The organism is Streptomyces sp. HUAS MG91, from assembly GCF_040529335.1.
Taxonomy (GTDB): Bacteria; Actinomycetota; Actinomycetes; order Streptomycetales; family Streptomycetaceae; genus Streptomyces; species Streptomyces tabacisoli.
Map to the genome: position 1 here is coordinate 3,710,155 of NZ_CP159534.1, position 26,973 is coordinate 3,737,127.

Consider the following 26,973-nt stretch of genomic DNA (forward strand, 5'->3'; position numbering starts at 1 on the left):
AGTCCGGGACTTTGGTCCCGGACCGTGACGTATCTCGCAGTGTTCACAGTCCGCGCAGTATTCACAGTGTTCGCACCCTGCGCGGTAACGGACATTCGGCCACCCTCAGGACGTCAGGGCATCAGGACGTCAGGGCGTCAGGGCGTCAGGACGGCCGGCGGTCGTCCGGCTCAGCCGCCCACGCAGCCCCGGCGCGCTTCCGCTTGCTCGTCAGCTCGGGCCCGCACCGCACTCCGGGACACCAGCCACCCAACGCGCCACCCGTACCGGTTGTTTGCCATGCTTTGCCCCGTATCCGCCCCAGGGTTCAACGGGGTTGTCCACAGCTGTGGACGGCCGTGGCGGTCCTCCCCTACTGCCCCATGACGTACTTGACCGTCGGGCCCGTGGTCCAGCCGCCGTCCACGGCCAGCTCGGCGCCGGTGACGTACGCCGCGTCGTCCGACAGCAGGAACACCACGGCGGACGCTATCTCCCCGGCCTCGCCGACCCGGCCCATCGGGGTGTTCGGGTAGCCGCCCTCACCGCGCGGGATGCCGAGCTGGGCGGTCATCGGGGTGTACGTCATGCCGGGGTGCACGGAGTTGACCCGGATCCTCGCCGTGCCCTGCTCCACCGCCGCGATCTTGGTGAGGCCGCGCACGGCCCACTTCGAGGCCCCGTACGAGGAGGTGAGCGCGAGCCCCATCAGTCCGGCGGCCGAGGAGATGTTGACGATCGAGCCGCCGCCCGCCTCCTTCATCGCCGGGATCGCGGTCCGCATGCCCGCGAAGACGCCGACCAGGTTGATGTCGACGACCTTGCGGAAGTGCTCGACGCTCTCCTGGTCCAGGGGCATCCCGGTGGAGACCCCGGCGTTGTTGACGAGGCCGTGCACGGCGCCGAACTCCTGGACCGCGTACGCCACCGCCGCCTGCCACGCCTCCTCCGAGGTCACGTCGAGGGACACGAAACGCGCCCGCTCGCCCAGCTCGGCCGCGAGCGCCCGGCCCTCGTCGTCGAGTACGTCGCCGATCACGACGGAACCGCCCGCGGCCACCGCGCGCCGAGCGATCTCGGCGCCGATGCCGCGGGCTCCGCCGGAGACGAGGACGGTCTTGCCGGTCAGGTCGTTCATCAGGGACTCCACTTCGCTGGGGATGTGCCGGTGTTCCGGGGCCGGCCGGGCCGCCGGGGCGGCCACACCTGCCACAAAGTCAGAGTATGCCCGTGTGGCACAATGTGCCATCAATCGATCAGTGGGGGATGGCACATGCGGCGACGGCGGTTCCTGCTCCGGACGGCGGGCCTGAGCGGGGCGGGCGCCCTGGCGCTGAGCGGCTGCGGCGCGGGCGGCGACGACGACGCGGACACGCTGGACGTACTGCTCGCCGGTTACGACGGCACGGTCGGCACGTCCATCGAGAAGCGGTGGAACGCCGCGGTGCGCGCCTTCGAGAAGAAGCACCCGGCGATCACGGTGAAGGTGGAGCGCGTCCCCTTCCTCAAGCTGGACGCCACGCTCGCCCGCCGGGTCAAGGACGGCCGCGCCCCCGACATCTCCGAGGGCAACTTCTTCGCGCCGTACGCCGAGGAGGGCATGCTCTACTCGGCCGACCAGCTCTTCGACATCCCGGTGCAGGCGAACTTCATCAGCTCGTTCGCCGACGCGGGCAAGGTCGACTCCGTCCAGTACGGCCTCCCGACGCAGGCCAGCGCGCCGCGCCTGTTCTACAACAAGGCCCTGTTCCAGCAGGCCGGACTCACCCGGGCGCCCGCCTCCTGGGCCGAACTGCGCTCGTGCGCCGACGCGTTGCGGCGGATCGGGGTCGCCACCCCGTACGCGCTCACCTTCGGCCCCGAGGCCGCCGAGGACGAGCTGCTCGCCTGGCTGCTCGCGGGCGACGGCGGCTACGCGTCGGTGTCCGGGTACGACTTCGCGTCCACGGAGAACGTGGCGACGCTGACCTGGCTGCGCGACAAGCTCGTCGTGCCGGGCCTCGCGGGCGCCGACCCGGCGAAGCTCACCCGCACCCAGGCGTACGCGCAGTTCCTCCAGGGCCGGGCCGGGATGCTGCTCGCCCACCCGGTGCTGCTCTCCGCGGCCACGCAGGCGGGCCTGAAGTTCGCCACCGCGCCCTTCCCCAAGCGGGACGGCGACGGGGCCGCGCCGCCGGTCGGGCTGAACGACTGGCTGATGGCGTTCAAGGCGAACGACCGGCTGCCGGCGGCGAAGAAGTTCCTGACCTTCCTGTTCACCTCACCGGCCGCCCGCACCTACGGCTCGGACACCGGCACCCTGCCGGCGACGGCGAGCGACTCCGACGAACTGCAGGAGGACCCCTCGATGCGGGCGCTGTGGCCGTTCGCGCACGCGTTGCCGGACGCCGAGTTCCATCCGGTGGGGCTGCGGTCGTGGGCCACTGTCCGGGGCGCGGTGCGGCAGCGGATCGGGCAGGCCGTGGCGCCCGGGAACAGCCCCTCGCACGTGCTGGAGGCGCTGGACCAGGTGGGGTCCAGCGCCCTGAGATCCAGCGCCTGATTCAAGCCCCTCCGGCGATCGAGGAGCGGGGTCCGGGGCGGGGTCCCGTGTCGGTCCCCTACGGGGCCGCGACCAGCTCCCGTTCGGCGTCCGGCTCCGCCGTCTCGGCGGGCCCGTCGGAAGCCGCCCGCCTCGGCAGGGCGAACATCAGCAGGAAGATGCCGACGAGGATGCCCGCGGCCCACAGCAGCGCGCTGCGGAACCCGTCGACGAAGGCCGCGCTGCCCTGGGCCGCGTGGTCCTCGACGACGTTGAAGAAGACGACCGAGACCAGGCTCAGCCCCAGCGCGTTGCCCATCTGCATCACCGTGTTGATCAGCCCGGACGCCGAGCCCGCGTGCTCGCGCGGCACCTCCGACAGGACGGCGTCGGTCAGCGGCGCGACGATCAGCCCCATGCCCAGGCCCATCACCACAAGCGGCAGCGCCATCTGCCAGGAGGCGATCCCGAGCCCGTAGTGCCCGGCCTGCCATACGTAGATCAGCACACCGGCGGCCATCAGCAGGGCGCCCGCCTGGAGCACTCCGCGGCCGAAGCGCGGCACCAGCTTCTGTACCGAGATCCCGGCGGCGACGGACACCGCGATGGAGAACGGCACTCCGGTCAGGCCCGCCCGCAGCGGGCTCCAGCCGAGGCCGAGCTGCATGTAGAGCGTCCAGGTCAGGAAGAAGATGCCGGTGGTGACGCCGAAGACGGTCTGCACGGCGATGCCCGCCGCGAAGCTCTTCACCTTGAACAGGGACAGCTCGATGAGCGGGGAGCCGTCGCGCCGGGTCTTGGCCCGCTCGTACGCGACGAGGACGCCGACGATCAGCACCGAGGCCGCCATCATCACGTACCCCCAGACCGGCCAGCCGTTCTCGTGGCCCTCGGTCAGCGGGTAGACGAGCGCGAGCATCGCGAGGGTGACCAGGACGACGCCGACCAGGTCCAGCTTCAGCGCCCGGGGCGCCTTCGACTCGGTGATGACGCGGGAGCCGAGGACGAGGGCGGCGATGCCGACCGGCAGGTTGATCAGGAAGATCGGGCGCCACTCCAGACCCGCGATGTTCCACTCGGTGAGCAGCGCGCCCAGCAGCGGCCCGGTCACCGCGCCGAGTCCGACGATCGCGCCGAACAGTCCGAAGACCTTGCCGCGTTCGTGCGCGGGGAAGGTGGCGTGCACGATCGACAGGACCTGCGGCACCATCATCGCCGCCATGCCGCCCTGGAGGATCCGGGAGGCGACCAGCATCTCCGGGTTCACCGCGAACCCGCACAGCGCCGAGGCGACGGTGAAGCCGCCGATGCCGAGCAGGAAGAGCCGCTTGCGGCCGAAGACGTCGCCGAGCCGGCCGCCGGTGATGAGCAGGGCCGCGAAGGCGAGCGCGTACCCGGCGGTTATCCACTGGATCTGGCCCGAGGTGGCGCCCTCGTCGTGCTGGATGGTGGGCAGGGCGACGTTCACGATCGTGACGTCCACGAGGTCCATGAACGCCGCCGTCATGACGATGGCGAGGGCGAACCAACGACGGCGGTCGGTTGCTGCGGTTGAGGTCATGTCCCGAACGCTAGAGGGCATCTAGGCCAGATCGTGTCCTAGATGGGCGGCATCCTGGAACGCATGACGACGCCAAGTACGTCCCCGACGGACACTCCGGCCCGGCTCCTCCAGTTGCTCTCCCTCCTCCAGACCCCGCGCGAATGGCCCGGCGGGGAGCTCGCCGACCGGCTCGGGGTCTCGCGCCGCACCGTCCGCCGCGACATCGACCGGCTGCGCGACCTCGGCTATCCGGTGCAGGCGACGCTGGGCGCCGACGGCGGCTACCGGCTCGTCGCGGGCAAGGCGCTGCCGCCGCTCGTGCTCGACGACGAGGAGGCGGTGGCCATCGCGGTGGGGCTGCGCGCCGGCGCCGGGCACGCCGTCGAGGGGGTGGAGGAGGCGTCGGTGCGCGCCCTCGCCAAGCTGGAGCAGGTGCTGCCGGGCCGGCTGCGGCACCGGGTCGCCACGCTCCAGGCGGCGACTCTCCCGCTGACCTCGGGGGACGGCGCCACGATCGCGCCCGGGACGCTGACGGTGATCGCCTCGGCGACGGCCGGCACGGAGCGGCTCCGCTTCCACTACCGGGCGGCCGACGGCTCCGAGACGCGCCGCCTCGTCGAACCGTGCCGGCTCGTCTCCACCGGGCGCCGCTGGTACCTCGTGGCCTACGACATCGATCGCGCCGCCTGGCGGACGTTCCGGGTCGACCGGCTGACGGAGCCGTTCGCGACCGGGGCGCGGTTCGCTCCGCGGGAGGTGCCGGACGGGGACGCGGCCGCGTTCGTGCGGCGGTCGGTGTCGTCCCGGGGGGCGGTTCCCTACGAGCTGGACGTGGAGTTCTCGGCGCCGGCGGAGGTCGTCGCCGAACGGATTCCCGCCGCGGTGGGGCCGCTGGAGACGCTGCCGGGCGGTTCCGGGTGCCGCTTGCGGGGGTCCGTGCCGGATGCCGTCGAGTGGATGGCCGTGCGGCTGGGCATGACCGGGCTCGACTTCCGCGTCCGGGGCCCCGAGGAACTGATTTCGGCTGTACGGGAGTTGGGGGAGCGCATGGTCCGGGGAGCGCCCCGTTAGGGGCGCGGGGAACTGCGCGAGCGACCACGACGAAAGCCGCGGACGCGTCTGCTCGGTACATGAGCAGACGCGTCCGCGGCTTTTCGGTGGCTGGTCGCGCCGTTCCCCGCGCCCCTAACGGGGCACACCCGGAATGTCAGGCCGCGGCGTCGAAGCCGGTGTCGCGGGCCAGCTTCTTCAGTTCCAGCAGGGCGTGCTTCTCGATCTGCCGGATGCGCTCGCGGGTGAGCCCGTGCTCCTTGCCCACCTCGGTGAGGGTGCGCTCGCGCCCGTCCTCGATGCCGTACCGCATCTTGATGATCGACGCGGTGCGCTGGTCGAGCCGGCCGATCAGATCGTCCAGCTCCTCGCTGCGCAGCAGGGTCAGGACCGACTGCTCCGGGGAGACCGCCGAGGTGTCCTCCAGCAGGTCCCCGAACTGGGTCTCGCCCTCGTCGTCCACCGACATGTTCAGCGAGACCGGGTCGCGGGCCCAGTCCAGGACGTCGGTGACGCGCTCCGGCGTCGTCTTGTCGAGCTGCGCGGCGATCTCCGCGGGCTCCGGCTCGCGCCCGTGCTCGCGGTTGAACTCGCGCTGGACCCGGCGGATGCGGCCCAGCTCCTCGACCAGGTGGACGGGGAGGCGGATGGTGCGGGACTGGTCGGCTATGGAACGGGTGATGGCCTGACGGATCCACCACGTCGCGTACGTCGAGAACTTGAAGCCCTTGCGGTAGTCGAACTTCTCGACGGCGCGCACCAGGCCGGCGTTCCCCTCCTGGATCAGGTCGAGCAGGGGCAGGCCGGAGCGCGGGTAGCGACGGGCCACCGCGACCACCAGCCGCAGGTTCGACCGGATGAAGATGTCCTTGGCCTTCTCGGACTCCGCGACCAGGGCCTCCAGCTCCTCGCGGGACGCCTTCCCCGCGGCTTCGCTGTCTCCGAGATCGCCGAGCTCGCCGTCGAGGATCTGCTGGGCGTACACGCCCGCCTCGATGGTCTGCGAGAGCTCTACTTCCCTGGCGGCGTCGAGCAGCGGTGTCCGCGCGATCTCGTCGAGGTACATGCCGACCAGGTCGCGGTCGGCGATCTCCCCGCCTACGGCGCGAACACTGCGTGCCGCATCAGTCTCGCCGGAGGCGGCGGACTTACGACGGGCTACGGCACGGGTTGCCATGCGTGCTCCCTTGCGGTGGTAGGTCGGCTTGTCGCCCTTCACGGGTGCCCTGCATCCGATGGAATCAACGCCTGGAATCCGGACAGAATTCCCAAGCCGCCCATCTTTTTTGTGATCATGCAGTACCCTGTCGCGCCACACTGCGCGAGAAGGCCGACGAGATGCCGCCGGGGCCCACAGAGACGCAGGTCAGGCCCTGATGCGCGAGTGACGTCACCCGCGGTCGGCGGCGGGCCTCTGCCACCTGAGACGACCCTGGCGCTCTGATGGTTGCCTGTTCCCGGCCGCCTCGCCGCCCGCGAAGGTCACGAGTCGCAGGGCCTTTCGTCACCCGTGCCCGTCACCCGCGGCCGGCGCCGAGGTCCTTCTCGAACCACGCCACGTCGTAGTACCGCCCGAACTTCCGCCCGACCTCCCGGTAGGTGCCGACCGGGCGGAACCCGAAGCGGGCGTGCAGCCGCACGGACGCCTCGTTGGGCTGGGTCACCCCCGCGTACGCGCGGTGCACGTCCTCGGCGCTCAGCGCCTCGAACAGCGCCTCGTACAGCCGGGTGCCGATCCCGCGCCCGCCGGCGTCCGGCGCGCAGTACACGGTGACCTCCACGGAGGTGGAGTACGCCGCCTTGGGCCGGAAGGCGCTCGAGGTCGCGTACCCGAGAATCCGGCCGCCATCCTCCGCGACGAAAAGGCGGTGCGGGCCGTGCTCGGGGTGGGCCCGCAGCCAGGGCCGGCGGGCCTCCACCGTGAACGGTTCGGTGTCGAAGGTGATCGGGGTCGCGCGTACGTACTCGTTGTAGATCTCGGTCAGCGCCGCCAGGTCGCCCTCGCGCCCAGCTCTGACCGCCACCTCGGTCGCATCATCCATGCCCGGAGACTAGGACAGCCGTCCCGAGGCCCCGTGGGCCCCTGAAGGCCGCAGGCCTCTCAGGGGCGCGGGGCCCCCGCCGTCACCCGAACTGCAGCGACCGCTTAGCCAGCCCCATCCAGAACCCGTCGATCACAGACCGCTGCGCCCCCAGCTCGCCGGAGGCCTCCGCGGCGCCCATCGTCACGAACAACGGAGCGAAGTGCTCGGTGCGCGGATGCGCCAGCGCGCCGGCCGGCGACTTGTGCGTGAAGTCGAGGAGCGCGTCCACGTCCCCGGCGTCCAGCGCCCGCTGCCCCCAGTCGTCGAACTCCGCCGACCACGACGGAACGCCGCCCTGCCGCAGCGCGGCGAGGTTGTGCGTGAAGAACCCGGAGCCGACGATCAGCACGCCCTCGTCGCGCAGCGGCGCCAGCCGCCGCCCGATCTCCATCAGCTTCTGCGGGTCGAGCGTGGGCATGGAGACCTGGAGGACGGGGATGTCGGCGTCCGGGTACATCTCGACGAGCGGGACGTACGCGCCGTGGTCGAGGCCACGGTCGGGCACGTCCTGCACCGGGGTACCCGGAGCCCGCAGCAGCTTGCGCACGGAGTCGGCGAGTTCGGGCGCGCCCGGAGCCGCGTACGTCACCTGGTAGTAGTGCTCGGGGAAGCCCCAGAAGTCGTAGACGAGCGGAACCGTCTCGACGGCACCGAGGGCGAGCGGGGCCTCCTCCCAGTGGGCCGAGACCATCAGGATCGCCTTGGGGCGGGGCAGCCCGGCCGACCAGGCGGCGAGCTGGCCGGGCCAGAGCGCGTCGTCGGCGAGCGGCGGGGCGCCGTGGGAGAGGTAGAGCGCGGGCATGCGCTCGGGAGCTGTAGGGGCGGACACGACGACCTCCTTGAAGTTTCAAGTGCTGCTGTGCACAAAAGTACCCGCAAGTTGTTTAACATTCAAGAAGGAGGTCTTTACGATGGATGCCATGGAGCCGAAGAACAGCGCGGAGAGCACCGAGCCCCAGTGGCTCACCGAGGACGAACAGCACATCTGGCGGGCGTACCTCCATGCCACCACGCTCCTGGAGGACCACCTGGACCGGCAACTCCAGCGCGACGCGAAGATGCCGCACGTCTACTTCGGGCTCCTGGTCAAGCTGAGCGAGTCCCCGCGCAGGCGGCTGCGGATGACGGAGCTGGCGCGGGACGCGAAGATCACCCGCTCCCGCCTCTCGCACGCGATCTCCCGCCTGGAGGCGAACGGCTGGGTGCGCCGCGAGGACTGCCCCTCGGACAAGCGCGGCCAGTTCGCGGTGCTCACCGAGGAGGGCCTCGGCGTCCTGGAGCGGACCGCGCCGGGCCATGTGGCCGCCGTCCGGCACGCGCTGTTCGACCGGCTCGACGCGGAACAGCAGAAGTCCCTCGGCGAGATCATGCGGATCGTCGCCGAGGGACTTCAGCCCACGGAGGCGGGGGCGGACCTCCCCTGGCTCAGGTGAGGTCCGCCGCCGGGATCAGTGCGCGATCACCGGCACCTTGAACTCGTCCTCGACACCGTCCTCGTCGCCGGAACCGGACGTGGCCGAGGCCGCGCCGACGCCCGGGACACCGGTGTTGACGAGGGTGAAGGCGATCGTCGCCGAGACCAGCAGGATGCCGACGGCCCACCAGATGGCGTGGGTGTAGCCGCTCACCAGGCCCTGGGCCTGCAGCAGCTGCGCGTTGCGGGCGCCCGCGGCGTGGTCGGCCAGGTACGCGGTGGTGGCCGAGGCGGCGATCGTGTTCAGCAGCGCGGTGCCGATGGCGCCGCCGACCTGCTGCGAGGTGTTGACCATCGCGGAGGCGACACCCGCGTCCCGAGCCTCGACGCCGATCGTGGCGAGCGACATGGCGGGCATGAACGCCGTACCCATGCCGAGGCCGAGCAGCAGCTGGGCCGGCAGGATCAGGGCCGGGTAGGACGCGTCGACCGTCAGCTGGGTCAGCAGGCCCATGCCGAGCGCGGCGACCAGGAAGCCCGGGCCCATCAGCAGGCGCGGCGGCACCCGGGTCATCAGACGGGCGCCGATCTGGGTCGAGCCCGTGATCATGCCCGCGATCATCGGCAGGAACGCGAAGCCGGTCTTGACCGGCGAGAAGCCCTTCACGACCTGGAGGTAGTAGGTCAGGAAGAGGAACAGGCCGAACATGCCGATCACGGCGAGACCGAGCGAGGCGTAGACACCGCCGCGGTTGCGGTCGGCGACGACGCGCAGCGGCAGGAGCGGGTGCTTGACCCGGGCCTCGACGGCGACGAAGGCGGCCAGCAGCACGGCCGCGGCGACGAACAGGCCGATGGTGGTGGCGTCGGACCAGCCGTTGGTCTCGGCGCGCGTGAAGCCGTAGACGAGCGAGACCAGGCCGAGCGTGGAGAGCAGCACGCCGGGGATGTCGAGCGGCGAGCGGTTGCGGCCGCCGGCCGGCTCACGGATGACGAGCAGGGCACCGGCGGCGGCGATGATCGCGAACGGGATGTTCACGAAGAACGTCCAGCGCCAGTTCAGGTACTCGGTGAGGAAACCGCCGAGGATCAGGCCGACGGCGCCACCGCCACCGGCGATCGCACCGTAGATGCCGAACGCCTTGGCGCGCTCCTTGGCGTCCGTGAACATCACGGCGAGCAGGGAGAGCGCGGCCGGGGCGAGCAGCGCGCCGAAGAGGCCCTGGAGGGCTCGGGCGCCGAACATCATGGCCTCGTTCTGCGCGGCACCGCCGAGCGCGGAGGCGAGGGCGAAGCCGATCAGGCCGGTGACGAAGGTCTGCTTGCGGCCCCACAGGTCGGCGATGCGCCCGCCGAACAGGAGCAGGCCGCCGAAGGCGAGCGCGTAGGCCGTGATGACCCACTGCTTGTTGCCGTCGGATATGCCGAGGTCGCTCTGGGCGGCCGGCAGGGCGATGTTCACGATGGTGGCGTCGAGGACCACCATCAGCTGGGCGAGCGCGATGAAGACGAGTGCCTTCCAGCGCCGCGCGTCGGGTGCCGTGTCAGGCAAGGGCGTACCCACAGCGGGACTCCAAGTCGTGAATAAGCGTGAGAATTCGGGTGCGTAAGGGCGTGTACGAGCGCCAGGCGGCCATGTCGGTACGTGCCTGGAGAGGTGTACGGGAATGCGGGCTCGGGCGAGGAGCTAGTCCTGGCGGAGGTCCTCCAAGGTCGCGGCCTCACCCGGGAGTTCCGAGCGGGCGGGTGTCATCAGGCCGTCGAGGAACAGCTGGAGATGACGGTGGACGTAGCGGTCGAAGCCCAGGCATGCCGTGCCCGGCAGCGGCCTGGTGAGCTGGGAGAGGGCGACCATCAGGTCCCCGACGCCGACGTCGGGGCGCAGCCGCCCGGCCGCGTGGGCGCGGCCGATGAGGTCCTCGATGGCGGCGGTGAGCCGGTCCAGGGAGGCGACCACCTCGGGGTGGTCCTTGTCGAAGGTCGCGTTGAGCAGCGGACACAGCGCGCCGATGCGCTCGTCCGCCGCGGCGTGCACGAAACCGCGCAGCACCTCGAAGGAGTCCTCGCCGGCTTCCTCGGCGGCGAGTGCCCGCTCCGCGTGGTCCGTCACATGGTCGGTGACCGTCAGGACGACGTGGTGCAGCAGCTCTGAACGGTCCTTGAAGTTCCGGTAGAGCGTGGCGTTGCCGACGCCCGCGCGCCGGGCCACCTCGTCGAGCGGGAGCTCCGTCCCGTGCTCGACCAGCAGCTCGCGCGCGGCGGCCACGATCCGCTCCCGGTTGCGCACGGCGTCGGCCCGCGGGCGCGGGACGCGGCGCTGCGGCTGCTCGGTCACGGGGGCGGTGGCCACGACGGTCTCCTCTGGCAGTGATGGGGGTCCGGATTCGGGAAGCGGGGAGCGCGTCCCCGTTTTGTCGGACACCTAGCCAAACGGGGAAAGCGTCCCCGGTTATTTCCCGCCCCCCATGTGACCTGGCTCACATGCCTCTGAGCGCAGAAACCCACGATCGGCGCACCCAGCGCGCGACCCGCCGCACCTCGTCACAGGGTGATCGAAACGGACCCCGGACCACGACGGTGAGGCGGATCGGATGCGGCAGCAGATACGCAGGGGCCGGCGCGGCGCGCTGCTCGCCGGGGCCACCGCCGTGGCCCTCGCGCTGACCATGACCGCCAGCACCGGCCGGACCGTCGACAGCCGCACGACCGCCGCGGGACCGGTGGCACTCGCCCGGGCCACCTCCCTCGGCTCCTGCATGATCCGCGGAACCCTCGGCGTCCAGATGTCGGAGGGCGTCCCGACCGCCTCCGGCTACGCCCGCTCCACCGGCACCGTCCACGCGCTCAACCTGATGGTCGACTTCCCCGACGCCCCCGGTGAGGACAGCGCCACGGACCGGCTCGCGGAGTTCTTCCCGCAGACCCAGCGCTGGTTCGCCACCGCCTCGTACGGAAAGCTCGACTACGTCCCCGAGGCCCCGGTCGAGCACTGGCTGCGGATGCCGAAGGCGTTCAGCGCGTACGGGATAGAGCGCGGCGCCCCCTTCGACCCCGGCTACCGCGAGCTGGTCGACGACATCGTGGCGACCGCCGACCCGGACGTGGACTTCCGTGACTACGACCTCGTGAACATCCTCGTCACCCCGAACGCCGGGCCGTCCGCCCTGGACACCGTGCTGTCCGTGACCTTCGCCGGCAACCACGACGCCCCCGTCGCCGACGGGGTGCCGCTGTCGAACGTGTCCTTCGTGTACTCCCGGCAGGACGACGGCTCCGGCTCCTACGCGGAGACCGGCTACCGCGTCCTGCCGCACGAGAACGGGCACGTCTTCGGGCTGCCCGACCTCTACACCCAGGACGGCGGGGGCGCCGTCGGGCACTGGGACATCATGAGCGAGGACTGGGGCGTGGGGAACGATCTGCTCGGCTGGCACAAGTGGAAGCTGGGCTGGCTCGACGACTCCCAGATCCGCTGCGCCGCCCAGCCCGGCACCACCCAGCACGTGCTCTCGCCGATGGGGGCGCAGGGCGGCGGTACGAAGATGGCGTTCGTGCCGCTGACGGGGAGAACCGGGTACGCGGTGGAGGTGCGCACGCCCGGCGGCAACGACGAGGCGGTGTGCCGGCCCGGGGTGCTGATCTACCGCGTCGACGCCGACGTCGACACCGGGCACGGGCCCGTCACCGTGGAGGACGCGACGCCGGACTCCGGGGGCTGCACGCGCCGCCCCAACGTCCACGCCGAACTCTCCGACGCGACGTGGCGGCCCGGGGAAGTGTTCCGGGACCGCAGGTCGGGGGTCCGCATCGCGGTCACCGGGGTGGACGCGTCCGGCGACTACCGGGTATCGGTGACCCGGAAATAGCGGCCCGTCGTTCGGCTGCGGCTCTCGTCGTGGCCGGTCGCGCAGTTCCCCGCGCCCCTGAGGCATGCGCTGCGCGCAGCCTCCCTGAAGGCCGCAGGCCTCTCAGGGGCGCGGGGAACTGCGCGACCAGCCCCCACCGGGCCCGCGGACGAACGACGACCCCTAAAGCAGCCCGCGCCGCAACTCCCGCTTCAACACCTTCCCCGTAGCGTTCCGCGGCAACGCCCCCTCCTGCACCACCACCCGCTCGGGCACCTTGAACCCGGCCAGCCCCCGCGCGGCGAACTCCCGTACCCCGGCGGAGTCGAGCCCCGACCCGCCCCGCACCCGCACCACCGCCGCGACGACCTCCCCGAGCAACGGATGCGGAACCCCCACCACCGCCGCCTCCAGCACATCGGGGTGCCCGTGCAGCACCCCCTCGACCTCGACGCAGTACACGTTCTCCCCGCCCCGGATCACCATGTCCTTGATCCGGTCGACGACGCTGATCAGCCCGTCGGAGGAGATCTCGGCGAGGTCCCCGGTCCTGAACCACCCGTCGCCGGTGAAGGCGGCCGAGGTCGCGCCGGGATCGTCCCAGTAGCCCCGGATCAGACACTGCCCCCGCAGCCACAGCTCCCCCACCTCCCCCGCCCCGAGCACCGCGCCACCCGGATCGACGACCCGCGCCTCGACGGCCGGCGCGGGCCGCCCCACGCTGCCGGGCACCCGCCGGTACTGCTCGCCGAAGTTGGCGCTGATGCCGCCGAGCGTCTCGGTGAGGCCGTAGCCGTTGCGGGGTTCGACGCGGTCGCCGAAGCGGGCGGTGAGCCGGGCCACCAGCTCCGGCGGCGCCGCGGCCCCGCCCGTGTTGAACATGGTCAGGGTCGGCAGATCGTCGTCCAACTCATCCGCCCTGGCGAGCAGTTGGAGCGCCGTCGCCGGGACCCCGCCGAAACTCCCGATGCCGTGCTCCCGGATCAGGGCGAGCGCGGCATCGGTGTCCCACTTGCGCATCAGGACGAGCGTGCCGCCCGCCGCCATGGCCGCGTAGAACCCGGTGAAGGCCGCGACATGGAAGAAGGGGAAGGTGAGCAGCCCGGGCAGGAGCGGCCCCTGCCCCGGCATCACACCCCGCCCGAGCGAGGAAAGCGCCGCGAAATAGCGGGGGTTGGCGATGGCGGCCATGTGCGCGTGATGGGTGGCGACGGCACCCTTGGGGCGGCCCGTGGTGCCGGAGGTGTAGAGGATCGTGGCGTCCGCCTCCGGGGAGACGTCGACGTCGGGCGGCCCGAGCAGCGGATCGGCGACGGGCAGGTCCCCGTACCGCTCGACGCGCGGCCCGACCGCCTCGCGCCCCTCCTCGTGGCAGACCAGCGTCCAGGGCCGTTCGCCGTCCTTCGCGGCGGCCAGCCAGGGCGCGACGCGCTCGTACCGCTCCCCGTCGACGATCAGCACGCGCGGGCGGCAGTCGTCCAGCGCGTAGGCGATCTCATCGGCGGTCCACCAGGAGTTCAGCGGCACCGCCACCAGACCCGCCAACTGCGCGGCCCAGAAGCCGACTTGCCACTCGGGATGGTTGCGCATGGCGATGACGGCACGGTCGCCGGGCCGCAGTCCGTAACCGCCCTCGTCCTCGGCGGCCAGGAAACGGCGGGCCAGCGCGCTCGCGCCCGCGAAGAACTCGCCGTACGTGAGCCGGCCGCTGTCGGCGATCAGGAACGGCGTGTCACCGAACGCCCAGGTCGTCTCGGCGAACTCCCGCAGCGTGCGCGGCCCTTCGGCGTAGGAGAGGCGCCCTGCCTCGTCCGCCACGACGGCGAAGGGCGCACCGGGGGCGGTGAGCAGGGCGTCCAGGGCTCTCAGGTCTTCCGGGGACGAGGCCATACCGGACGGTACGTCCCGGTGCCCGCCCCGCGTCAAGGTGCCTGCACCGACCACCCTTCGGCCACCTGCTGACTGCATCGGGCAGCGGTCCCCCGTTCGAGTGACAGGGGGTCTCCCGGTGTGCAACGCTCCGTGTCTGGAAACCGGTCCACCAGTGGAGTCCTCCGGAGTCCCGCTGGGAGAGGTGAGTTCCCCCCATGGCCACGCAGAGCGACAACCCCAAGCACGGCAACCTGCCCCTGGAGACCACGGCGTTCATCGGCCGGTCCCGGCAGACGGACGAGGTCCTGGAGGCCCTCGGCACAGCACGCCTCGTCACCCTCACCGGCCCGGGGGGCATCGGCAAGACCCGGATCGCGCTGCGGGCCGCCGCGCGGACCGCGCCCGGCTTCGCCCAGGGCGCCTGGCTGGTGGAGCTCTCCCCGGTGCTCTCCCCCGACCTGCTGGAACACACCGTCGCCGGCGTCCTGGGGGTGGCCGACCAGACGAACCGCCCCCTCGTCGACGTCCTCTCGGACTACCTGCGCGACCGCGAACTGCTCCTCGTCCTGGACACCTGCGAGCACCTCGTCAAGGAGTGCGCCGAGCTGACCAGGACGCTGCTCGCGGCGGCGCCCGGCCTGCGCGTCCTGGCCACCAGCCGGCAAGCCCTCGACATCCCGGACGAGTACCGCGTCGCCGTCGGCCCCATGCACACCGGCCCGGAGGGCGAGGCCGCCGCGCTGCTGCGCACCCGCGCCTGGCCGGACGGCGAACCCGCGCCCGACAGCGCCGACCAGGACGAACTGGCGCGGCTCTGCGCCCTGTTGGACGGCGTCCCGCTCGCCATCGAACTGGCCGCCGGCCTCCTGCGCGCCACCTCGGCCGACCACCTGATCAACCGCCTCGACGAACGCATGAACGTCCTGTCGTCGAACGCCGGCACCGAACCGCCCGTCGCCGACGACGGTCTCGACGACTGCGTCCCCACGGTCCACCGGCCCGTCCGGCACAGCGGACTGCGCACCACCATCGGCTGGAGCCACGAGTGGTGCACCCCGCAGGAGCGGCTGCTGTGGGCCCGGCTCTCCGTCTTCCCCGGCAGCTTCGACGCCCACGCCGTCGACTTCGTGTGCAGCGTGGACCCGCTCGCCGACTGCGACCTCACCGAGGTCGTCGACGGCCTCGTCGCCAAGTCCGTCCTGCTGCGCGAGGGCCCGCCGCAGGACCCCCGCTACCGGCTCCTCGACACCGTGCGCGAGTACGGCGCCGAATGGCTCGACCGGCTCGGCGAGAGCGACCGGCTGCGGCTGCGCCACCGGGACTACTACCGGCACCTGGCGCACCGCGGCGACCAGGAGTGGATCGGCCCCGACCAGGCCCAGTGGCAGGCCCGCACGGTCACCGAGCTGCCCAATCTGCGGGCCGCCCTCGACACCTGCCTGCTCACCGAGCCCGACACGGCGCTGGAGATGGCGAGCGACCTCGTCTACTTCTGGTTCTGCTGCGGGCACCTGCGCGAGGGCCGGCACTACACGGAGGCGGCCCTCGCCCTCGCCCCCGACCGGCCGCGCGAGGCCGCGCGGGCGCTGTGGTCGTGCGGCATGGTCGCCGTCGGCCAGGGCGACCTGGAGGCCGCCAGCCGGCTGACGACCGAGGCGCGGGCGCTGGCCGAGAAGTACGCCGACGAGCCCGCGCTGGCCGGCGCCCTGTGCGTGCACGCCAGCGCCCTGACCCTCCAGGGCGCCCCCGACCAGGCCCTTCCCCTCTACGCGGCGGCGCACGAGCAGGCCGCCCGCACCGGCCCGCGCATCATCGAGCTGATCTCGCTGCCGGTGTGGGGCTACGCGCACATGATGCTCGGCGACGCCGACGGGGTGCGGGCCCGCGTCGACCGCCTCAAGGAGCTGACGGCCCCGATCGGCGAGATGTGGGCGGGCGCCTACGCCGACTACGTCTGGGGCAACCAGTGCATCGCCCAGGGCAGCCCGGCCGAGGCGATCGCCCCGCTGTGCTCGTCCCTGGAGGCCAAGTGCCACCTGGACGACCTCTACGGCGTGGCGGTCACCCTCGACTCCCTCGCCCTCGCCGCCACCGGCGACCGCCGCCCGGAACTGGCGGCCCGCATCTTCGGCCTGGTGGACCGCGCCTGGAACATCCTGGGCACCCCGCACCTGGGCTCCCCGGAGATGACCGAACACCGCCGGACCTGCGAGGCGGCGGTCCGCGCGGCCCTCTCCCCCGCGGCCTACACCACCCTCTACACCGAGGGCGCCGACTCCCCCTCGATCCACACCGGCGTCACCACCCTCCTGGAAACCCTGGAAACCCCCTGACCGCGGCCCAGAGCCCCCCACCCCGCCGAACCACCCTCGGCTACACTGTCCGCGACGGCGCTGCACCACTTCGCCGCCTTGCCCCGCCTTCGTAGCTCAGGGGATAGAGCACCGCTCTCCTAAAGCGGGTGTCGCAGGTTCGAATCCTGCCGGGGGCACCAGTCGAAAGGCCCCGGACCGATCATGGTCCGGGGCCTTTTGCATCTCCTTCTGACATCAACGCGGGCGGTCACTGACGACCGCGACGGGTCCTGAGCGGAGTGCCCGAGGATCTCCCTCACGACGCGGGGCGCGACTCCGACCGCTGGGAGGAGGTTCGCGGCGTGGCGATCATTGACCTCGCGTCCGTGGGACAGATGACGCAGCCACGAGCGCACACTGGCGTCGACCCGTGACCGGAGGCAACATGCTCTGCGTCTCGGCTGCGGCAGTAACCGCAGAGCTATGGTGCGGTGATGAGTAATGACTCCCTCCTGGGAAGCGCCGTCCGCCTCATCCCGCTGTCCGTTGAACATGCGGAAGCTCTCTTACCTTCTGCGTCGGATCCCGAAGTCTGGCAATGGATGCCCCGGCCTCGTCCTGAGTCGCTGACACAGATTCGGGCGATGCTCGGCCAGATGCTGGCGGACCGGACCCGGCGATGCTTCGCGGTCCAACGCCTCACGGACGAGGCGGTGATCGGATCGACCAGTCTGTACGATCTCGACCTCATCCAGGGCAGGGCCGAGATCGGTGCCACCTGGTTCGACAGGTCGTGCTGGGGCGGCCCCTACAACGCCGAATCCAAACTTCTGCTGTTCTCTCACGCCTTCAACGATCTCGGCCTGGCCAGAATCGCCCTGCGCACCGACAACCTCAACCTGCGTTCCCAGCAGGCCCTGACACGGTTGGGGCTGGTCTTCGAGGGGACACTGCGCAGCCACATGGTGCGTCAGGACGGCACTCGCCGTGACTCGTTGTACTACAGCGTGCTCGCGGACGAGTGGCCGTCCCTGCGCGAGAAGTTGCTGACCCGGGTCGCGGCCAAGACCTCTGTCTGATCAACGGCCGCCCTTCACTGGCCACTCCACATAGAGCTACGCATCAGAAGGGTCTTGAACCGGTCGCCAAGGAGGGGGCCAGGGTGCCTCGCGCAACTGGCCCATATCGGCTATCCGCAAGCTGCGGCGCGCATGCTGGTAGAACTCCGCGCGTGCGGCGCGGTACTCGCTGAAGGCCTGCGCCCAAGACGAGGGGTTACCCGTCAACTGGCCCCGAGCGAGCCACTCAAGGTGCCAGATGCTCCTGTTGAGGATTTGCACTGCCCGCGCGGTTTCAGCGTTGGTCAGGAGACTGAGAGCTTCCACCAGGGCTGCGCGCCGGCCTTCGATCACTGCAGCTTGCTCCAGCTCGGCCTCGGTCGGCTCAAGCGGTGCCGGATGGCTGGTAAGACCTCGGTGAGCGGCAAGCCGTTGGTAGCGGGCAGCGCACTCCTTCACCGCATGCCCGTATTCGCTGTACGCCTGGAAGAGCTGGCCGTCCCAGCGGATCTCCTGCTGCCTGCGCCAACGACCGCGTTCGGTAAGTGCCCCAACCACGTAGGACATCAGACCACCCACTACTACGCCGATCAGCGTTGGTAGTTGATCAAGAATCCCACTCATACGCCCCCCTGATGAAACGCCTGCAAGCTACATACCCGGGCCCGAATCCTCAGCTTCGGATTGCCGAGAGGGACGACCACGCGGACCTGCTCTGCGCTGTACGGAGCAACGGAGCCCCACGAGGCCACAGCCCGACCGTTCTCCCGGATCAGTGCGGCATGGCGAAGTGTGGCGCGCCGACGAAGGCAGGCGGTCGGTGCCAGAGGAAGGTGGTGACGGGAACCGGTGTCCGGTCCGCCAAGGGCCGGCGGGGTGCCGCTACCGATGCGGCATCCCGACGCCGGCACTATGCGGAGCCAAGACTCGATGGTGGATCGAATACACAGAACTCGTTGCCCTCCGGGTCGGCGACGACGACCCAGCGGAATCCGTGTTCGCTCTGTTCCTCAGAGATCTTCTGGGCGCCCAGCCGTTTGAGGCGATCGACCTCGGCGTCCAGGTCCTCGGTGTCGAAGTCGAGGTCAAGATGCATCCGGTTCTTGCCCTGCTTCGGCTCCGGGACCTGCTGCAAGAGAAGCGTCGGCGCCGGCGCGGGACCGACCAGGCTCAGATAGGGCGGCCCCTCGAAGCCACGCCGATAGCCCAGCGGGGCGAGCGCGGCGAGCCAGAACCCCGCCTGCGCCTCTGTATCAAGACAGTCCAGTGTCACCACGATCTGCATGGCGAAACGGTAGGGGACAGGAGCCCTCCCTCACAGGCAGAGCCCCAATCCTTGGAGGGGTACGGCAAGGCGGACGACATCCTTCGTACCGAGTTCCCCATCAGCCGTGAGCACGCTGCTCTGCCAGCCACCATCGCCTGTACTGCTCGACAGGCCAGGTTGTCACCCCGCTCTTCAGACCGAGCGCGCACGCCCGGTGGACTCCAACACCGAGGTCAGAAAGCGGCGTACCGTCTCCAGCTCGCCTTCCTCGAAGCCTTCGGCGGCCGCCACCACCTCGCCGATCACGGGCCCGAAGAAGGTCCATCCGAGTTCCGTGGCCTTCTCCTCCACTTCCAGGAGTACGCGTCGTCGGTCGGCCGTGTCCTTGCCGCGCCGGACCAGCCCGAGCCGTTCCAGCCGGTCGACCAGGGCGGTGGTCCCGGCCGAGTTCAGGCGCAGCTGTCCGCCGAGCCATCCGGGCGTGGCCCGGGTACCGGTCCGCGCCGCGTCCAGCAGGTGGATCAGCGCGCGCACATCGGTGGGGTGCAGTCCCTGCCGCGCGGCGAACTCGGCACCGAGGAGGTCAAACTCCACGGTCACCGCTCGCAGCAGGTGCACCAGCCCCATCGCCGGACTCTGCTCGTCCATGCCCATTCCCTCCGACCACCACGTAATATCTCGCTGAACGAGAATATCGCTGAGCGAGAGGAATATGCCGTGACTCCGTCCGCTTTCGACCTCGCCTACGACGAGCTCCGTGCCCGCTGGCCCGCATCCACCGAGGAGCGCGACGTCGTCACGCCGTACGGGCGCACCCGGGTCCATGTGTACGGCCCTGCGGACGGCGCACCGCTGGTCCTACTGCCCGGAGGCTCCGCCACCGGCCTGGTCTGGTTCGCCAACGCGCCGGCGCTCGGGGAACGATTCCGTATCCACGCGGTGGACCTGTTGGGCGACGCCGGACGCACCGAACGCCGGGGCACACCGCTGAAGAGCGCCGACGATCTGACGGCCTGGCTGGACGCGCTGCTGGACGGGCTCGGGCTCGCCCGCACGCACCTGTGCGGTCACTCGTACGGCGCCTGGCTGGCCGTCAAGTACGCACTGCGGGCGCCGCAGCGCGTCGACCGCCTCGCCCTCCTCGATCCCACCCAGGTCTTCGCCGGATTCCGCCCCGGCTACCTGCTGCGCGCACTGCCCACCCTGATCCGCCCGAGCCAGGACCGTGCCCGCGCCTTCCTCGCCTGGGAAACAGCAGGTGTCCGCCCGGACGAGGCCTGGCAGCGCCTCTACGCGCTGGCCACCACCGTTCCCGACCGCAAGCTCGTCGCCGGAGGCCGCCCACCGATCGCCGGCCTCTCCATGCCGGTACTGACCCTGCTCGCGGAGCACAGCCGCGCCCACCGCGCCGACAAGGTCGCCGACAGGGCCCGCCGGACGCTCCCGCACGGCGAGGTGGCCCTGCTCCCCGAAGCCACCCACCATTCCCTGCCACTCACCGCACCTCAGCAGCTGAACGACCGCCTGATGGATTTTCTCCGCTGACACCGACAACGCCCCGGCGCCGCCGGGCGGACCGGGCAACGGGCGTACAGGGACCCGTCGCCGGACCGCTTCCCCGCACCGCCGGAAATTCCGTACGCCTGTTCCACCGGAACCCGTACCGTTCCGTCCATGGTGATCGCGACGGTTCGTGAATGGCGTGATGAGGAAGGGTGGGGCGTGCTCGATTCCGTCGAGACGCCCGGGGGGTGCTGGGGGCACTACTCCGACATCCAGATGCCCGGCTTCCGCACGCTGTCGCCCGGGCAGACGGTGAGCCTCCGGTGGGAAGAGCCCGGCTTCATGCAGGACGGGTACCGGTTCCGGGCGCTCAGCATCGTGCCCCGGTCGGCCTGACGGCGTGCGGCGGATCGACTCGTGAACAAGCGAAGCCCGCGCAGTGCCACCGTCCTGTACACCGTCGCGGCCACCTGCGCCGTCGTGGGCGTTCTGCTGCGCCTGCGCGGTCGGGCCGGTTCGGCGCCCGTGCTGTCGGGAGCCATCGGCTCCCCCTACAGCGGCGACGGGCCCTCCGCCTGGCGGGTGTGGTCGTCGGACGTGCCCGAGGCGCGGCTCGGGGTGTATCTGCTCGTCCTGGCCGTGGTGCTGGCCGTGGTGGCGCGGCTTGTCTCCGTCTGGCGGGACTGAGCGGCGCCGGGCGGGCAGGTCCTCGATGCAGGGACGATTTTCTCGCCGACCACACGGGGCGTTCCGTACCACCCAACTCAGCGTCTCACATGAGTAGTTGATGTGCGAAGCTGTTCGCATCTGATCGCGGAGGGAGCGCAACGTGCAGCGGGACGACATGCAGGCCGGGGTGATCGACACCAGCAGGCCGCATCCTGCCCGGATCTACGACTACCTGCTGGGCGGCAAGAACAACTACGACGTCGACCGGCAGGCCGGCGAGGATCTCATCGCCGTGGCGCCCGAGGCACGGGACGGAGTGCGCGCCAACCGGGCGTTCATGGAGCGGGCCGTGCGGTTCGCCGTGGGACAGGGAGTGCGTCAAGTCCTGGACATCGGGACGGGGTTGCCGACCTCGCCGAACGTGCACGAGATCGCCGAAGCGGTGGCCCGGGAGAGCGTGCACGTCGCGTACGTCGACAACGACCCGATCGTGAAGGCGCACGGGGACGCGCTGCTCAGCCGCACCGGCTCGACCGGCATAGTCCTGGGCGACGTACGCGACCCGGGAAGCATCACCGGGCACCCCGACGTGCGGCGGCTGATCGACTTCGACGAGCCGGTGGTGCTGCTGCTCGTCGCCGTGCTGCACTTCCTCACCGACGCCGACGAACCGGAGCGGGTCGCCGCCGAGCTGCGGGACGCGCTGCCCGCCGGAAGCTATCTGGTGCTCTCGCACGCCACGGGCGACTTCGCCGACCGCAGGAACGCCGAGGCCGGATACAGCAGCAAGGCCTCCGCCTCGCTGAATCTGCGGGCCAAGGACCGGGTCGAGCGGTTCTTCGCCGGGTTCGAGATGGTCGATCCGGGCCTCGCCCAGATCTCGTACTGGCGGCCCGACTCCCCGCCGCCGGCGGACGCGGCGAGGATCGGGTTCTACGGGGGCGTGGGCCGCAAGATCTGACGGCGCTCACGTGCGCAGCCCGCCCACCGCCTTCAGGAGGCGGTCCGCGCGGTGGCGGAGGGCGGGGTGGGCCAGGACCGTGTTGCGCAGGCCGCGGACCGGGCGGCGCCACAGCCGGTAGGCCGCCGCCACCGGGTGCGGGCGGCCCGCGAAGCCCTCGCCGACGCGCAGTTCACGGGTCTTGAGCCGGTCCTTGTACTCCATCTCGCCGCGCCCCCAGTCGATCATCCGGATACCGCGCCGGCCCGCCGCCTCGGCCATCCGCAGATGCATCATCAGGCCCGGCGAGTAGTAGCCGAACGCGGGGTCGTACGCGGTGAACCAGCCCGCGAAGACCGTGCGGGACGCCGGCCCGAAGTGCGCGGCGACCGGGCGCTCACCCGCGTAGACGACGGAGAGCACACCGGTGAAGTGGGGCTCCTGGACCGTCGCGAGATCGTTCACCAGACGTACGATCCAGGGGCGGGCGAAGCGGTCCGCCCGGCCGGTGCGGCGGTACTGGGCCGACTTCCAGCGCATCAGCAGGCGCAGCACGGCCGGGTCCCGCTCGTCGTAGACGAAGCGCATCTCCCCGGCGTTCCGGGTCAGGCGGCGCTCCTTCTTGAGCATCGTCCTGGCCTGCCCGGGGCAGGTGGCCCGCAGCCACTCCGGGTAGGAGTCGTGGCCGCCGTCCTTCAGGTCCTGCACCGGGGAGGCGAACGTGCCGGTGACGTAGCGGCCGAACGGCCGCTGGTCCTCCACGAGATGGTCGAACTCGAACACCGTGAGCCGGCAGGCCCTCAGCAGCTGCTGGGTGTCCCAGCCGACGCCGGGCCGGTGCACCAGCGCCTGGCAGTCGGACAGGCCGAGCCCGACCGCGCGGCCGACGCCGAGCGGGCCCCTCTCGTAGGGCAGGAAGCCGACCGGCTCGTCCCCCTCGCGCAACACCGCGACATGCACCCCGGGCCGCTGCCGGGCGACTCCGACCGCGAACTCCGGTGAGAGGAAGGGGTTCTGGTAGTCCGGCGCGTCGTCCATGGTCTCGTGCCAGACGGCACGCAGCGACGCGGTCAGCTCCTCGGGTCTGTACGTGGTGATCTTCACCGTGCGGCCGACCGCCCTTCCGCAGGGGCGTGTGGATCAGCGACACACGGCACGGGCCCGACACTGATCCCCCATAGGGCTCAAAGGTCGCGAAACAGCACTCACCCTGTCAAGAGCCCTTCGACGGCCTCGGTACGAAGTCCCCCGCGGCGGCGCTGTCACACATCCAGCTCTGTCACGCATCCAGCTCTGTCACTAATCCGGCGCTGTCACACATCCGGCGCGGGCCGCGTCAGACAGGCAGCGGATCGATTCCGCACCGGGAAAAGCCTGTTGCCCCGGGGAACCACCGTCCTGCCGAGCAGAGGAGCCCTCAATGTCCGTCGCCTTTGTCGTCCTCACCGCGATCGCCGCCGCCATGACCGCCTTCTCGGCCGTCTCCGTCTTCATCCGCGCCGAGTGGGTGGTCAAGCCGATCGCCGACTACGGCGTCCCGGCCGGCTGGCTGCCGTGGCTGGGCGCGGCCAAGGCCGCGGGGGCCGTGGGCCTGCTCGTCGGGCTAGCCGTACCGGTGATCGGCGCGATCGCCGCGATCGGCCTGGTGCTGTACTTCGCGGGGGCCGTGGTCACGGTGGTGCGGGCCCGCTGGTTCAGCCACGTGGGATTCCCGCTGCTGTACGCGGCGCCGGTCGTCGCCGTCCTCGCCCTCACGTGAACCGGGCAACACACCAGTGATGTCAGAGTTGTTGGATGCGCACGTGGACGTGCATGTCGTGCCAGCCGTCCGCGTGCAGCGCGGAGCTGCGCCGGGTGCCCTCCAGCGGGTAGCCGGACTTCTCCGCGACCCGGCACGAGGGCTCGTTGCCGGTGGAGTGTTCCAGGTCGATGCGGTGGAAGCCGGCCGCCAGGGCCCAGTCCGTCATCGCGGTCAGCGCTCTGGGGGCCACGCCGAGACCGCGGGCGCTCGCCATCACCCAGTAGCCGACCTCGGCGACCCCGTCCTCCAGGTTCAGCTGCCGCAGGGCCATCCGGCCGAGCGGTGCCCCGTCGCCGGTCCGGACCACCAGCCACTGGGCGGAGGTCTCCTTGCGCCAGCCCTCCCGCACCGACTCCACCCACTCCCCCGCCTCGTCGGTGGAGTCCATCGTGCGGAGGTGCCAGTGCTGGAGCACCGGGTCCTGGAAGGCGGTGTGGACGGCCTCGGCGTCCTGGGGCTCGAAGGGGCGCAGGGCGAGTTCGCCGTCGGCCGTGCGAAGGGTGGGCTGCGGGGTACGGGAGAAGGTGCCGGGCGCGATGGCGGGCTGCATCAGGAAGGGCATGGTGGGCAGCATGCCGGGCGGCGCGGGGCGGGCGCACCCGGTTTCCGCCACGGCCCAGGCGAGGCTGTTGCACCATGTGCACGCGCGTTGCGGACGGACTGTTAGCGTCGGCCGGAGCCCGTCCGTCCCGCACGACAGGAGCCGCCCGTGCCGTCCCCGCACCGCCCCGAGGTGATCTGCCTCGGCGAGACCATGGCGCAGCTGACCCCGGCCGACGGCGCCGGCCTGGAGCACAGCCGGGAGATCCGGCTCGCCGTCGCGGGCGCCGAGTCGACCGTGGCGCAGTACCTCGCCGATCTGGGGCACCGCGCGGCCTGGGTGAGCCGGGTCGGGGACGATCCGTTCGGCCGGCGGATCGTCTCGGCGGTCGCGGGGCGCGGGGTGGACGTCACGCGGGTGGCCGTCGACCCGCTCGCCCCGACCGGCGTCTACTTCAAGGATCCCGGCCCGGACGGCACCACCCGCGTCCACTACTACCGGCGCGGCTCGGCCGCCTCCCGGATGACGGCCGCCGACGCCGAGGGCATCGCCCTGGACGGCGTACGGCTCCTGCACCTGACCGGGATCACCCCGGCGCTGTCCGAGGACTGCGCCGACGCCGTACGGGTCATCGCCGAACGGGCCGCCGCCCACGGCACGCTGCTCTCCTTCGACGTCAACTACCGCCCCGCACTGTGGAGTTCGGCGGACATGGCGGCGAAGGCGCTCCTCGACCTCGCCCGCCGCGCCGACGTCGTGCTCGTCGGGCGGGACGAGGGCGAGGCCCTGTGGGGCACCGCCACCGCCGACGAGCTGCACGACCGTCTGGCGCCGCGCGGCACCCTCGTGGTGAAGGACGGCGCGGTCGGCGCGACCGTATTCGCCCCAGGAGTACGGGAGTTCGTGGCCGCGCCCGCCGTGGAGGTCGTCGAGGCCGTCGGCGCGGGGGACGCCTTCGCCGCCGGGTATCTCGGCGGGTTGCTCGCCGGGGCCGCCGAGCGCGACCGGCTCGCCCTCGGCCACCGGCTCGCCGGGCGCACCCTGCGCTCCATCGAGGACTACGTCCCGGCCACCGCCCGCACCGAAGGGAACGGGTGATCCCGTGTCCCAGACCGTACGGCGGGCCATCGACATCCTGGAGTACGTCGCCCGCAGCCCCCGCACCCAGACCGAGGTCGGCGACCACCTGGGCGTGCACCGCTCGACGGCGCTGCGCATCCTGGAGTCGCTCACCGAGGGCGGCCTCGCGCGCCGGCTGCCCGACGGGCGGTACGCGGTCGGGTACCGGCTCGCCGGGCTCGCCCACCTGGCCCGGGAGCAGTTCGGGCTGCGGGACGTCGCGGCCGAGCCGCTGCGCGCCCTCGGCACGGCCTGCGGGCACACCGTGCACCTCGCCGCGCTGGAGAACGAGCGCATCGTCTACGCCGACAAGATCGACCCGCCGGACGGGGTGCGGCTGTACGCCGAGATCGGCCGGCCCGTGCCGCTGCACACCGCCGGGGCCGCCAAGGCGATCCTCGCGCACCTGCCGACCGAGCAGGCCGAACTCCTTTTGTCCGACTGCGACTTCGCGCCGCGCACCGATACGACGATCACCGATCCGGCCCGCTACCGGGCGGCGCTCGCCACCGTGCGGGCGCGCGGCTGGGCCGTCGACGACGGCGAGTACGAGTCGTACGTGAACTGTGTCGCCGTCCCCGTACGGGACTGCGGCGGCGGGGTCGTCGCGGCGGTGTCGGTGACCGCGCTCAAGGCGCGGGCCGGCCTCGACGTGCTCGTCCGTGACGTCCTGCCCGATCTGCTGACCACCGCCGAGACGATCTCCAAGGAGCTGGGATGGCGACCGTGACCGACAACAACCCCGCCGGGACCACCTTCGACACGCTGTTCGCCGGGGTGCCGGTGATGGCGATCCTGCGCGGCATGTCCGCCGAGCGGTCCGTCGAGCTGGCCTCGCGCGCCTGGGACCTGGGGATCGAGTGCGTCGAGGTGCCGGTGCAGAGCGAGGAGGCGGCGCGGGTGCTGGAAGCGGTGGTCGCCGCCGGGGCCGAGCGGGGGAAACCCGTGGGTGCCGGGACGGTCACCAGCGCCGAGCGGCTGTCGTGGGCGGTGGCGGCGGGGGCGGCGTTCACCGTGGCGCCGGGGCTGAACGCCGCCGTGGTGCGGGCCAGCGCCACCGCCGGGCTGCCGCATCTGCCCGGGGTGGCGACGCCGACCGATGTGCAGGCCGCGCGGGGGCTCGGGCTGGACTGGCTGAAGGCGTTTCCGGCGAGTGTGCTGGGGGTGGAGTGGTTCCGGGCGATGCGGGGGCCGTTTCCCGAGGTGCCGTTCGTGGCGACGGGGGGCATGGACGCGGGTAACGCTGCCGCGTACCTGGATGCCGGGGCGCGCGTCGTCGCCGTCGGCTCGGCCCTGGAGGACCCGGCCCAGCTGTCCCGCCTGACGGACCTTGTGCGCGAGCGCCCCTGAGGCAGGCGCTTCGCGCCGCCTCCCCTGGGCGAGCGGAGCTCGCTTCAGGGGCGCGGGGAACTGCGCGAGAAGCGGCCACCGGGCCGCGGACGAACGACTACCCAGGGGCGCGGGGAACTGCGC

27 protein-coding genes and 1 tRNA gene are annotated in these 26,973 nt (G+C 71.6%); 15 read left to right on the forward strand and 13 right to left on the reverse strand.

The features are described 5' to 3' along the window. Positions 1 to 352 precede the first annotated feature (352 nt). Positions 353 to 1,117, reverse strand: coding sequence for a glucose 1-dehydrogenase (locus tag ABII15_RS16720; protein ID WP_353947089.1), 765 nt, complete (start codon positions 1,115 to 1,117; stop codon positions 353 to 355). Positions 1,118 to 1,252: 135 nt separating this feature from the next. Between ABII15_RS16720 and ABII15_RS16725 the strand changes: the two genes are divergently transcribed. Next, complete coding sequence (locus ABII15_RS16725) at positions 1,253 to 2,521, forward strand: extracellular solute-binding protein (RefSeq protein ID WP_353943124.1); 1,269 nt, start codon at positions 1,253 to 1,255, stop codon at positions 2,519 to 2,521. A 58-nt stretch (positions 2,522 to 2,579) separates the two neighbouring features. Here the strand turns inward: ABII15_RS16725 and ABII15_RS16730 are convergent, their stop codons facing one another. Then, the gene (locus ABII15_RS16730; protein WP_353943125.1) at positions 2,580 to 4,061 is read right to left on the reverse strand and encodes an MFS transporter; all 1,482 of its coding nucleotides are present in this window, start codon (positions 4,059 to 4,061) and stop codon (positions 2,580 to 2,582) included. 63 nt (positions 4,062 to 4,124) lie between these two features. Between ABII15_RS16730 and ABII15_RS16735 the strand changes: the two genes are divergently transcribed. Further along, positions 4,125 to 5,114, forward strand: a complete 990-nt coding sequence (locus ABII15_RS16735) for a YafY family protein (protein ID WP_353943126.1) — start codon at positions 4,125 to 4,127, stop codon at positions 5,112 to 5,114. A 136-nt stretch (positions 5,115 to 5,250) separates the two neighbouring features. Here ABII15_RS16735 and ABII15_RS16740 read toward each other — a convergent pair whose 3' ends face one another. The 3 genes from ABII15_RS16740 to ABII15_RS16750 form a co-directional block, all read right to left on the reverse strand. Next, entirely contained in the window at positions 5,251 to 6,270 is a 1,020-nt protein-coding gene (locus tag ABII15_RS16740) for a sigma-70 family RNA polymerase sigma factor (RefSeq protein WP_353943127.1), read from the reverse strand. A 340-nt stretch (positions 6,271 to 6,610) separates the two neighbouring features. Then, positions 6,611 to 7,135 carry an N-acetyltransferase family protein gene (locus ABII15_RS16745; RefSeq protein ID WP_353943128.1) on the reverse strand — a complete coding sequence of 175 codons (525 nt, stop codon included), beginning with the start codon at positions 7,133 to 7,135 and terminating at the stop codon, positions 6,611 to 6,613. 82 nt (positions 7,136 to 7,217) lie between these two features. Next, a complete protein-coding gene (locus ABII15_RS16750) occupies positions 7,218 to 7,979 on the reverse strand; it encodes a class III extradiol ring-cleavage dioxygenase (protein ID WP_353947090.1) in 762 nt (253 codons plus the stop codon). A gap of 118 nt (positions 7,980 to 8,097) precedes the next feature. On the opposite strand from ABII15_RS16750, the gene ABII15_RS16755 reads away from it, so the two are divergent. Continuing rightward, positions 8,098 to 8,610: a MarR family transcriptional regulator gene (locus ABII15_RS16755; RefSeq protein ID WP_353943129.1), complete on the forward strand. Its 513-nt coding sequence runs from the start codon at positions 8,098 to 8,100 to the stop codon at positions 8,608 to 8,610. Positions 8,611 to 8,625: 15 nt separating this feature from the next. Here ABII15_RS16755 and ABII15_RS16760 read toward each other — a convergent pair whose 3' ends face one another. Beyond that, on the reverse strand, positions 8,626 to 10,155 hold the full coding sequence (locus tag ABII15_RS16760; protein ID WP_353943130.1) for an MFS transporter: 1,530 nt from the start codon (positions 10,153 to 10,155) through the stop codon (positions 8,626 to 8,628). Between the two features lie 123 nt (positions 10,156 to 10,278). After that, the gene (locus tag ABII15_RS16765) at positions 10,279 to 10,941 is read right to left on the reverse strand and encodes a TetR/AcrR family transcriptional regulator (RefSeq protein WP_353943131.1); all 663 of its coding nucleotides are present in this window, start codon (positions 10,939 to 10,941) and stop codon (positions 10,279 to 10,281) included. Positions 10,942 to 11,182: 241 nt separating this feature from the next. Between ABII15_RS16765 and ABII15_RS16770 the strand changes: the two genes are divergently transcribed. Beyond that, positions 11,183 to 12,457: a M6 family metalloprotease domain-containing protein gene (locus tag ABII15_RS16770; protein ID WP_353943132.1), complete on the forward strand. Its 1,275-nt coding sequence runs from the start codon at positions 11,183 to 11,185 to the stop codon at positions 12,455 to 12,457. Positions 12,458 to 12,619: 162 nt separating this feature from the next. On the opposite strand, the gene ABII15_RS16775 is transcribed toward ABII15_RS16770, so the two are convergent. After that, the gene (locus tag ABII15_RS16775) at positions 12,620 to 14,326 is read right to left on the reverse strand and encodes a class I adenylate-forming enzyme family protein (RefSeq protein WP_353943133.1); all 1,707 of its coding nucleotides are present in this window, start codon (positions 14,324 to 14,326) and stop codon (positions 12,620 to 12,622) included. A 197-nt stretch (positions 14,327 to 14,523) separates the two neighbouring features. On the opposite strand from ABII15_RS16775, the gene ABII15_RS16780 reads away from it, so the two are divergent. The 3 genes from ABII15_RS16780 (at position 14,524) to ABII15_RS16790 (ending at position 17,681) form a co-directional block, all read left to right on the forward strand. Continuing rightward, positions 14,524 to 16,641, forward strand: a complete 2,118-nt coding sequence (locus tag ABII15_RS16780) for an NB-ARC domain-containing protein (RefSeq protein ID WP_353943134.1) — start codon at positions 14,524 to 14,526, stop codon at positions 16,639 to 16,641. 85 nt (positions 16,642 to 16,726) lie between these two features. Next, positions 16,727 to 16,802: transfer RNA gene (locus tag ABII15_RS16785), tRNA-Arg, on the forward strand. A gap of 294 nt (positions 16,803 to 17,096) precedes the next feature. Beyond that, positions 17,097 to 17,681, forward strand: a complete 585-nt coding sequence (locus ABII15_RS16790; protein ID WP_353943135.1) for a GNAT family protein — start codon at positions 17,097 to 17,099, stop codon at positions 17,679 to 17,681. Positions 17,682 to 17,717: 36 nt separating this feature from the next. On the opposite strand, the gene ABII15_RS16795 is transcribed toward ABII15_RS16790, so the two are convergent. The 3 genes from ABII15_RS16795 to ABII15_RS16805 all read right to left on the reverse strand — a co-directional run bounded on the left by ABII15_RS16795 (position 17,718) and on the right by ABII15_RS16805 (position 19,575). Next, complete coding sequence (locus ABII15_RS16795; RefSeq protein WP_353943136.1) at positions 17,718 to 18,284, reverse strand: hypothetical protein; 567 nt, start codon at positions 18,282 to 18,284, stop codon at positions 17,718 to 17,720. Between the two features lie 286 nt (positions 18,285 to 18,570). After that, positions 18,571 to 18,945 (reverse strand): VOC family protein, encoded by a 375-nt coding sequence (locus ABII15_RS16800; RefSeq protein WP_353943137.1) that lies wholly within the window; start codon positions 18,943 to 18,945, stop codon positions 18,571 to 18,573. Between the two features lie 174 nt (positions 18,946 to 19,119). Continuing rightward, positions 19,120 to 19,575, reverse strand: a complete 456-nt coding sequence (locus ABII15_RS16805; protein ID WP_353943138.1) for a MarR family winged helix-turn-helix transcriptional regulator — start codon at positions 19,573 to 19,575, stop codon at positions 19,120 to 19,122. Positions 19,576 to 19,644: 69 nt separating this feature from the next. Here ABII15_RS16805 and ABII15_RS16810 point away from each other — a divergent pair, with 69 nt between their 5' ends. From ABII15_RS16810 to ABII15_RS16825, 4 genes are all read left to right on the forward strand, one after another. Then, positions 19,645 to 20,472, forward strand: a complete 828-nt coding sequence (locus tag ABII15_RS16810) for an alpha/beta hydrolase (protein WP_353943139.1) — start codon at positions 19,645 to 19,647, stop codon at positions 20,470 to 20,472. Positions 20,473 to 20,601: 129 nt separating this feature from the next. Further along, positions 20,602 to 20,826, forward strand: coding sequence for a cold shock domain-containing protein (locus ABII15_RS16815; protein ID WP_353943140.1), 225 nt, complete (start codon positions 20,602 to 20,604; stop codon positions 20,824 to 20,826). 21 nt (positions 20,827 to 20,847) lie between these two features. Further along, positions 20,848 to 21,117, forward strand: coding sequence for a hypothetical protein (locus ABII15_RS16820; RefSeq protein ID WP_353943141.1), 270 nt, complete (start codon positions 20,848 to 20,850; stop codon positions 21,115 to 21,117). Positions 21,118 to 21,259: 142 nt separating this feature from the next. After that, positions 21,260 to 22,060 (forward strand): SAM-dependent methyltransferase, encoded by an 801-nt coding sequence (locus ABII15_RS16825; RefSeq protein ID WP_353943142.1) that lies wholly within the window; start codon positions 21,260 to 21,262, stop codon positions 22,058 to 22,060. A 6-nt stretch (positions 22,061 to 22,066) separates the two neighbouring features. Here the strand turns inward: ABII15_RS16825 and ABII15_RS16830 are convergent, their stop codons facing one another. Continuing rightward, complete coding sequence (locus ABII15_RS16830; protein ID WP_353943143.1) at positions 22,067 to 23,143, reverse strand: GNAT family N-acetyltransferase; 1,077 nt, start codon at positions 23,141 to 23,143, stop codon at positions 22,067 to 22,069. Between the two features lie 316 nt (positions 23,144 to 23,459). Between ABII15_RS16830 and ABII15_RS16835 the strand changes: the two genes are divergently transcribed. Next, positions 23,460 to 23,798, forward strand: a complete 339-nt coding sequence (locus ABII15_RS16835; protein ID WP_353943144.1) for a DoxX family protein — start codon at positions 23,460 to 23,462, stop codon at positions 23,796 to 23,798. Between the two features lie 22 nt (positions 23,799 to 23,820). Here ABII15_RS16835 and ABII15_RS16840 read toward each other — a convergent pair whose 3' ends face one another. Continuing rightward, positions 23,821 to 24,402, reverse strand: coding sequence for a GNAT family N-acetyltransferase (locus tag ABII15_RS16840; RefSeq protein ID WP_353947091.1), 582 nt, complete (start codon positions 24,400 to 24,402; stop codon positions 23,821 to 23,823). Positions 24,403 to 24,549: 147 nt separating this feature from the next. Here ABII15_RS16840 and ABII15_RS16845 point away from each other — a divergent pair, with 147 nt between their 5' ends. The 3 genes from ABII15_RS16845 to ABII15_RS16855 are packed head-to-tail and all read left to right on the forward strand — an operon-like array spanning position 24,550 to position 26,850. Then, positions 24,550 to 25,479, forward strand: coding sequence for a sugar kinase (locus ABII15_RS16845; protein ID WP_353943145.1), 930 nt, complete (start codon positions 24,550 to 24,552; stop codon positions 25,477 to 25,479). Positions 25,480 to 25,483: 4 nt separating this feature from the next. Next, the gene (locus ABII15_RS16850; protein ID WP_353943146.1) at positions 25,484 to 26,230 is read left to right on the forward strand and encodes an IclR family transcriptional regulator; all 747 of its coding nucleotides are present in this window, start codon (positions 25,484 to 25,486) and stop codon (positions 26,228 to 26,230) included. Continuing rightward, complete coding sequence (locus tag ABII15_RS16855) at positions 26,218 to 26,850, forward strand: bifunctional 4-hydroxy-2-oxoglutarate aldolase/2-dehydro-3-deoxy-phosphogluconate aldolase (RefSeq protein WP_353943147.1); 633 nt, start codon at positions 26,218 to 26,220, stop codon at positions 26,848 to 26,850. Before ABII15_RS16850 ends, ABII15_RS16855 begins: the two co-directional genes overlap by 13 nt. Positions 26,851 to 26,973 lie beyond the last annotated feature (123 nt).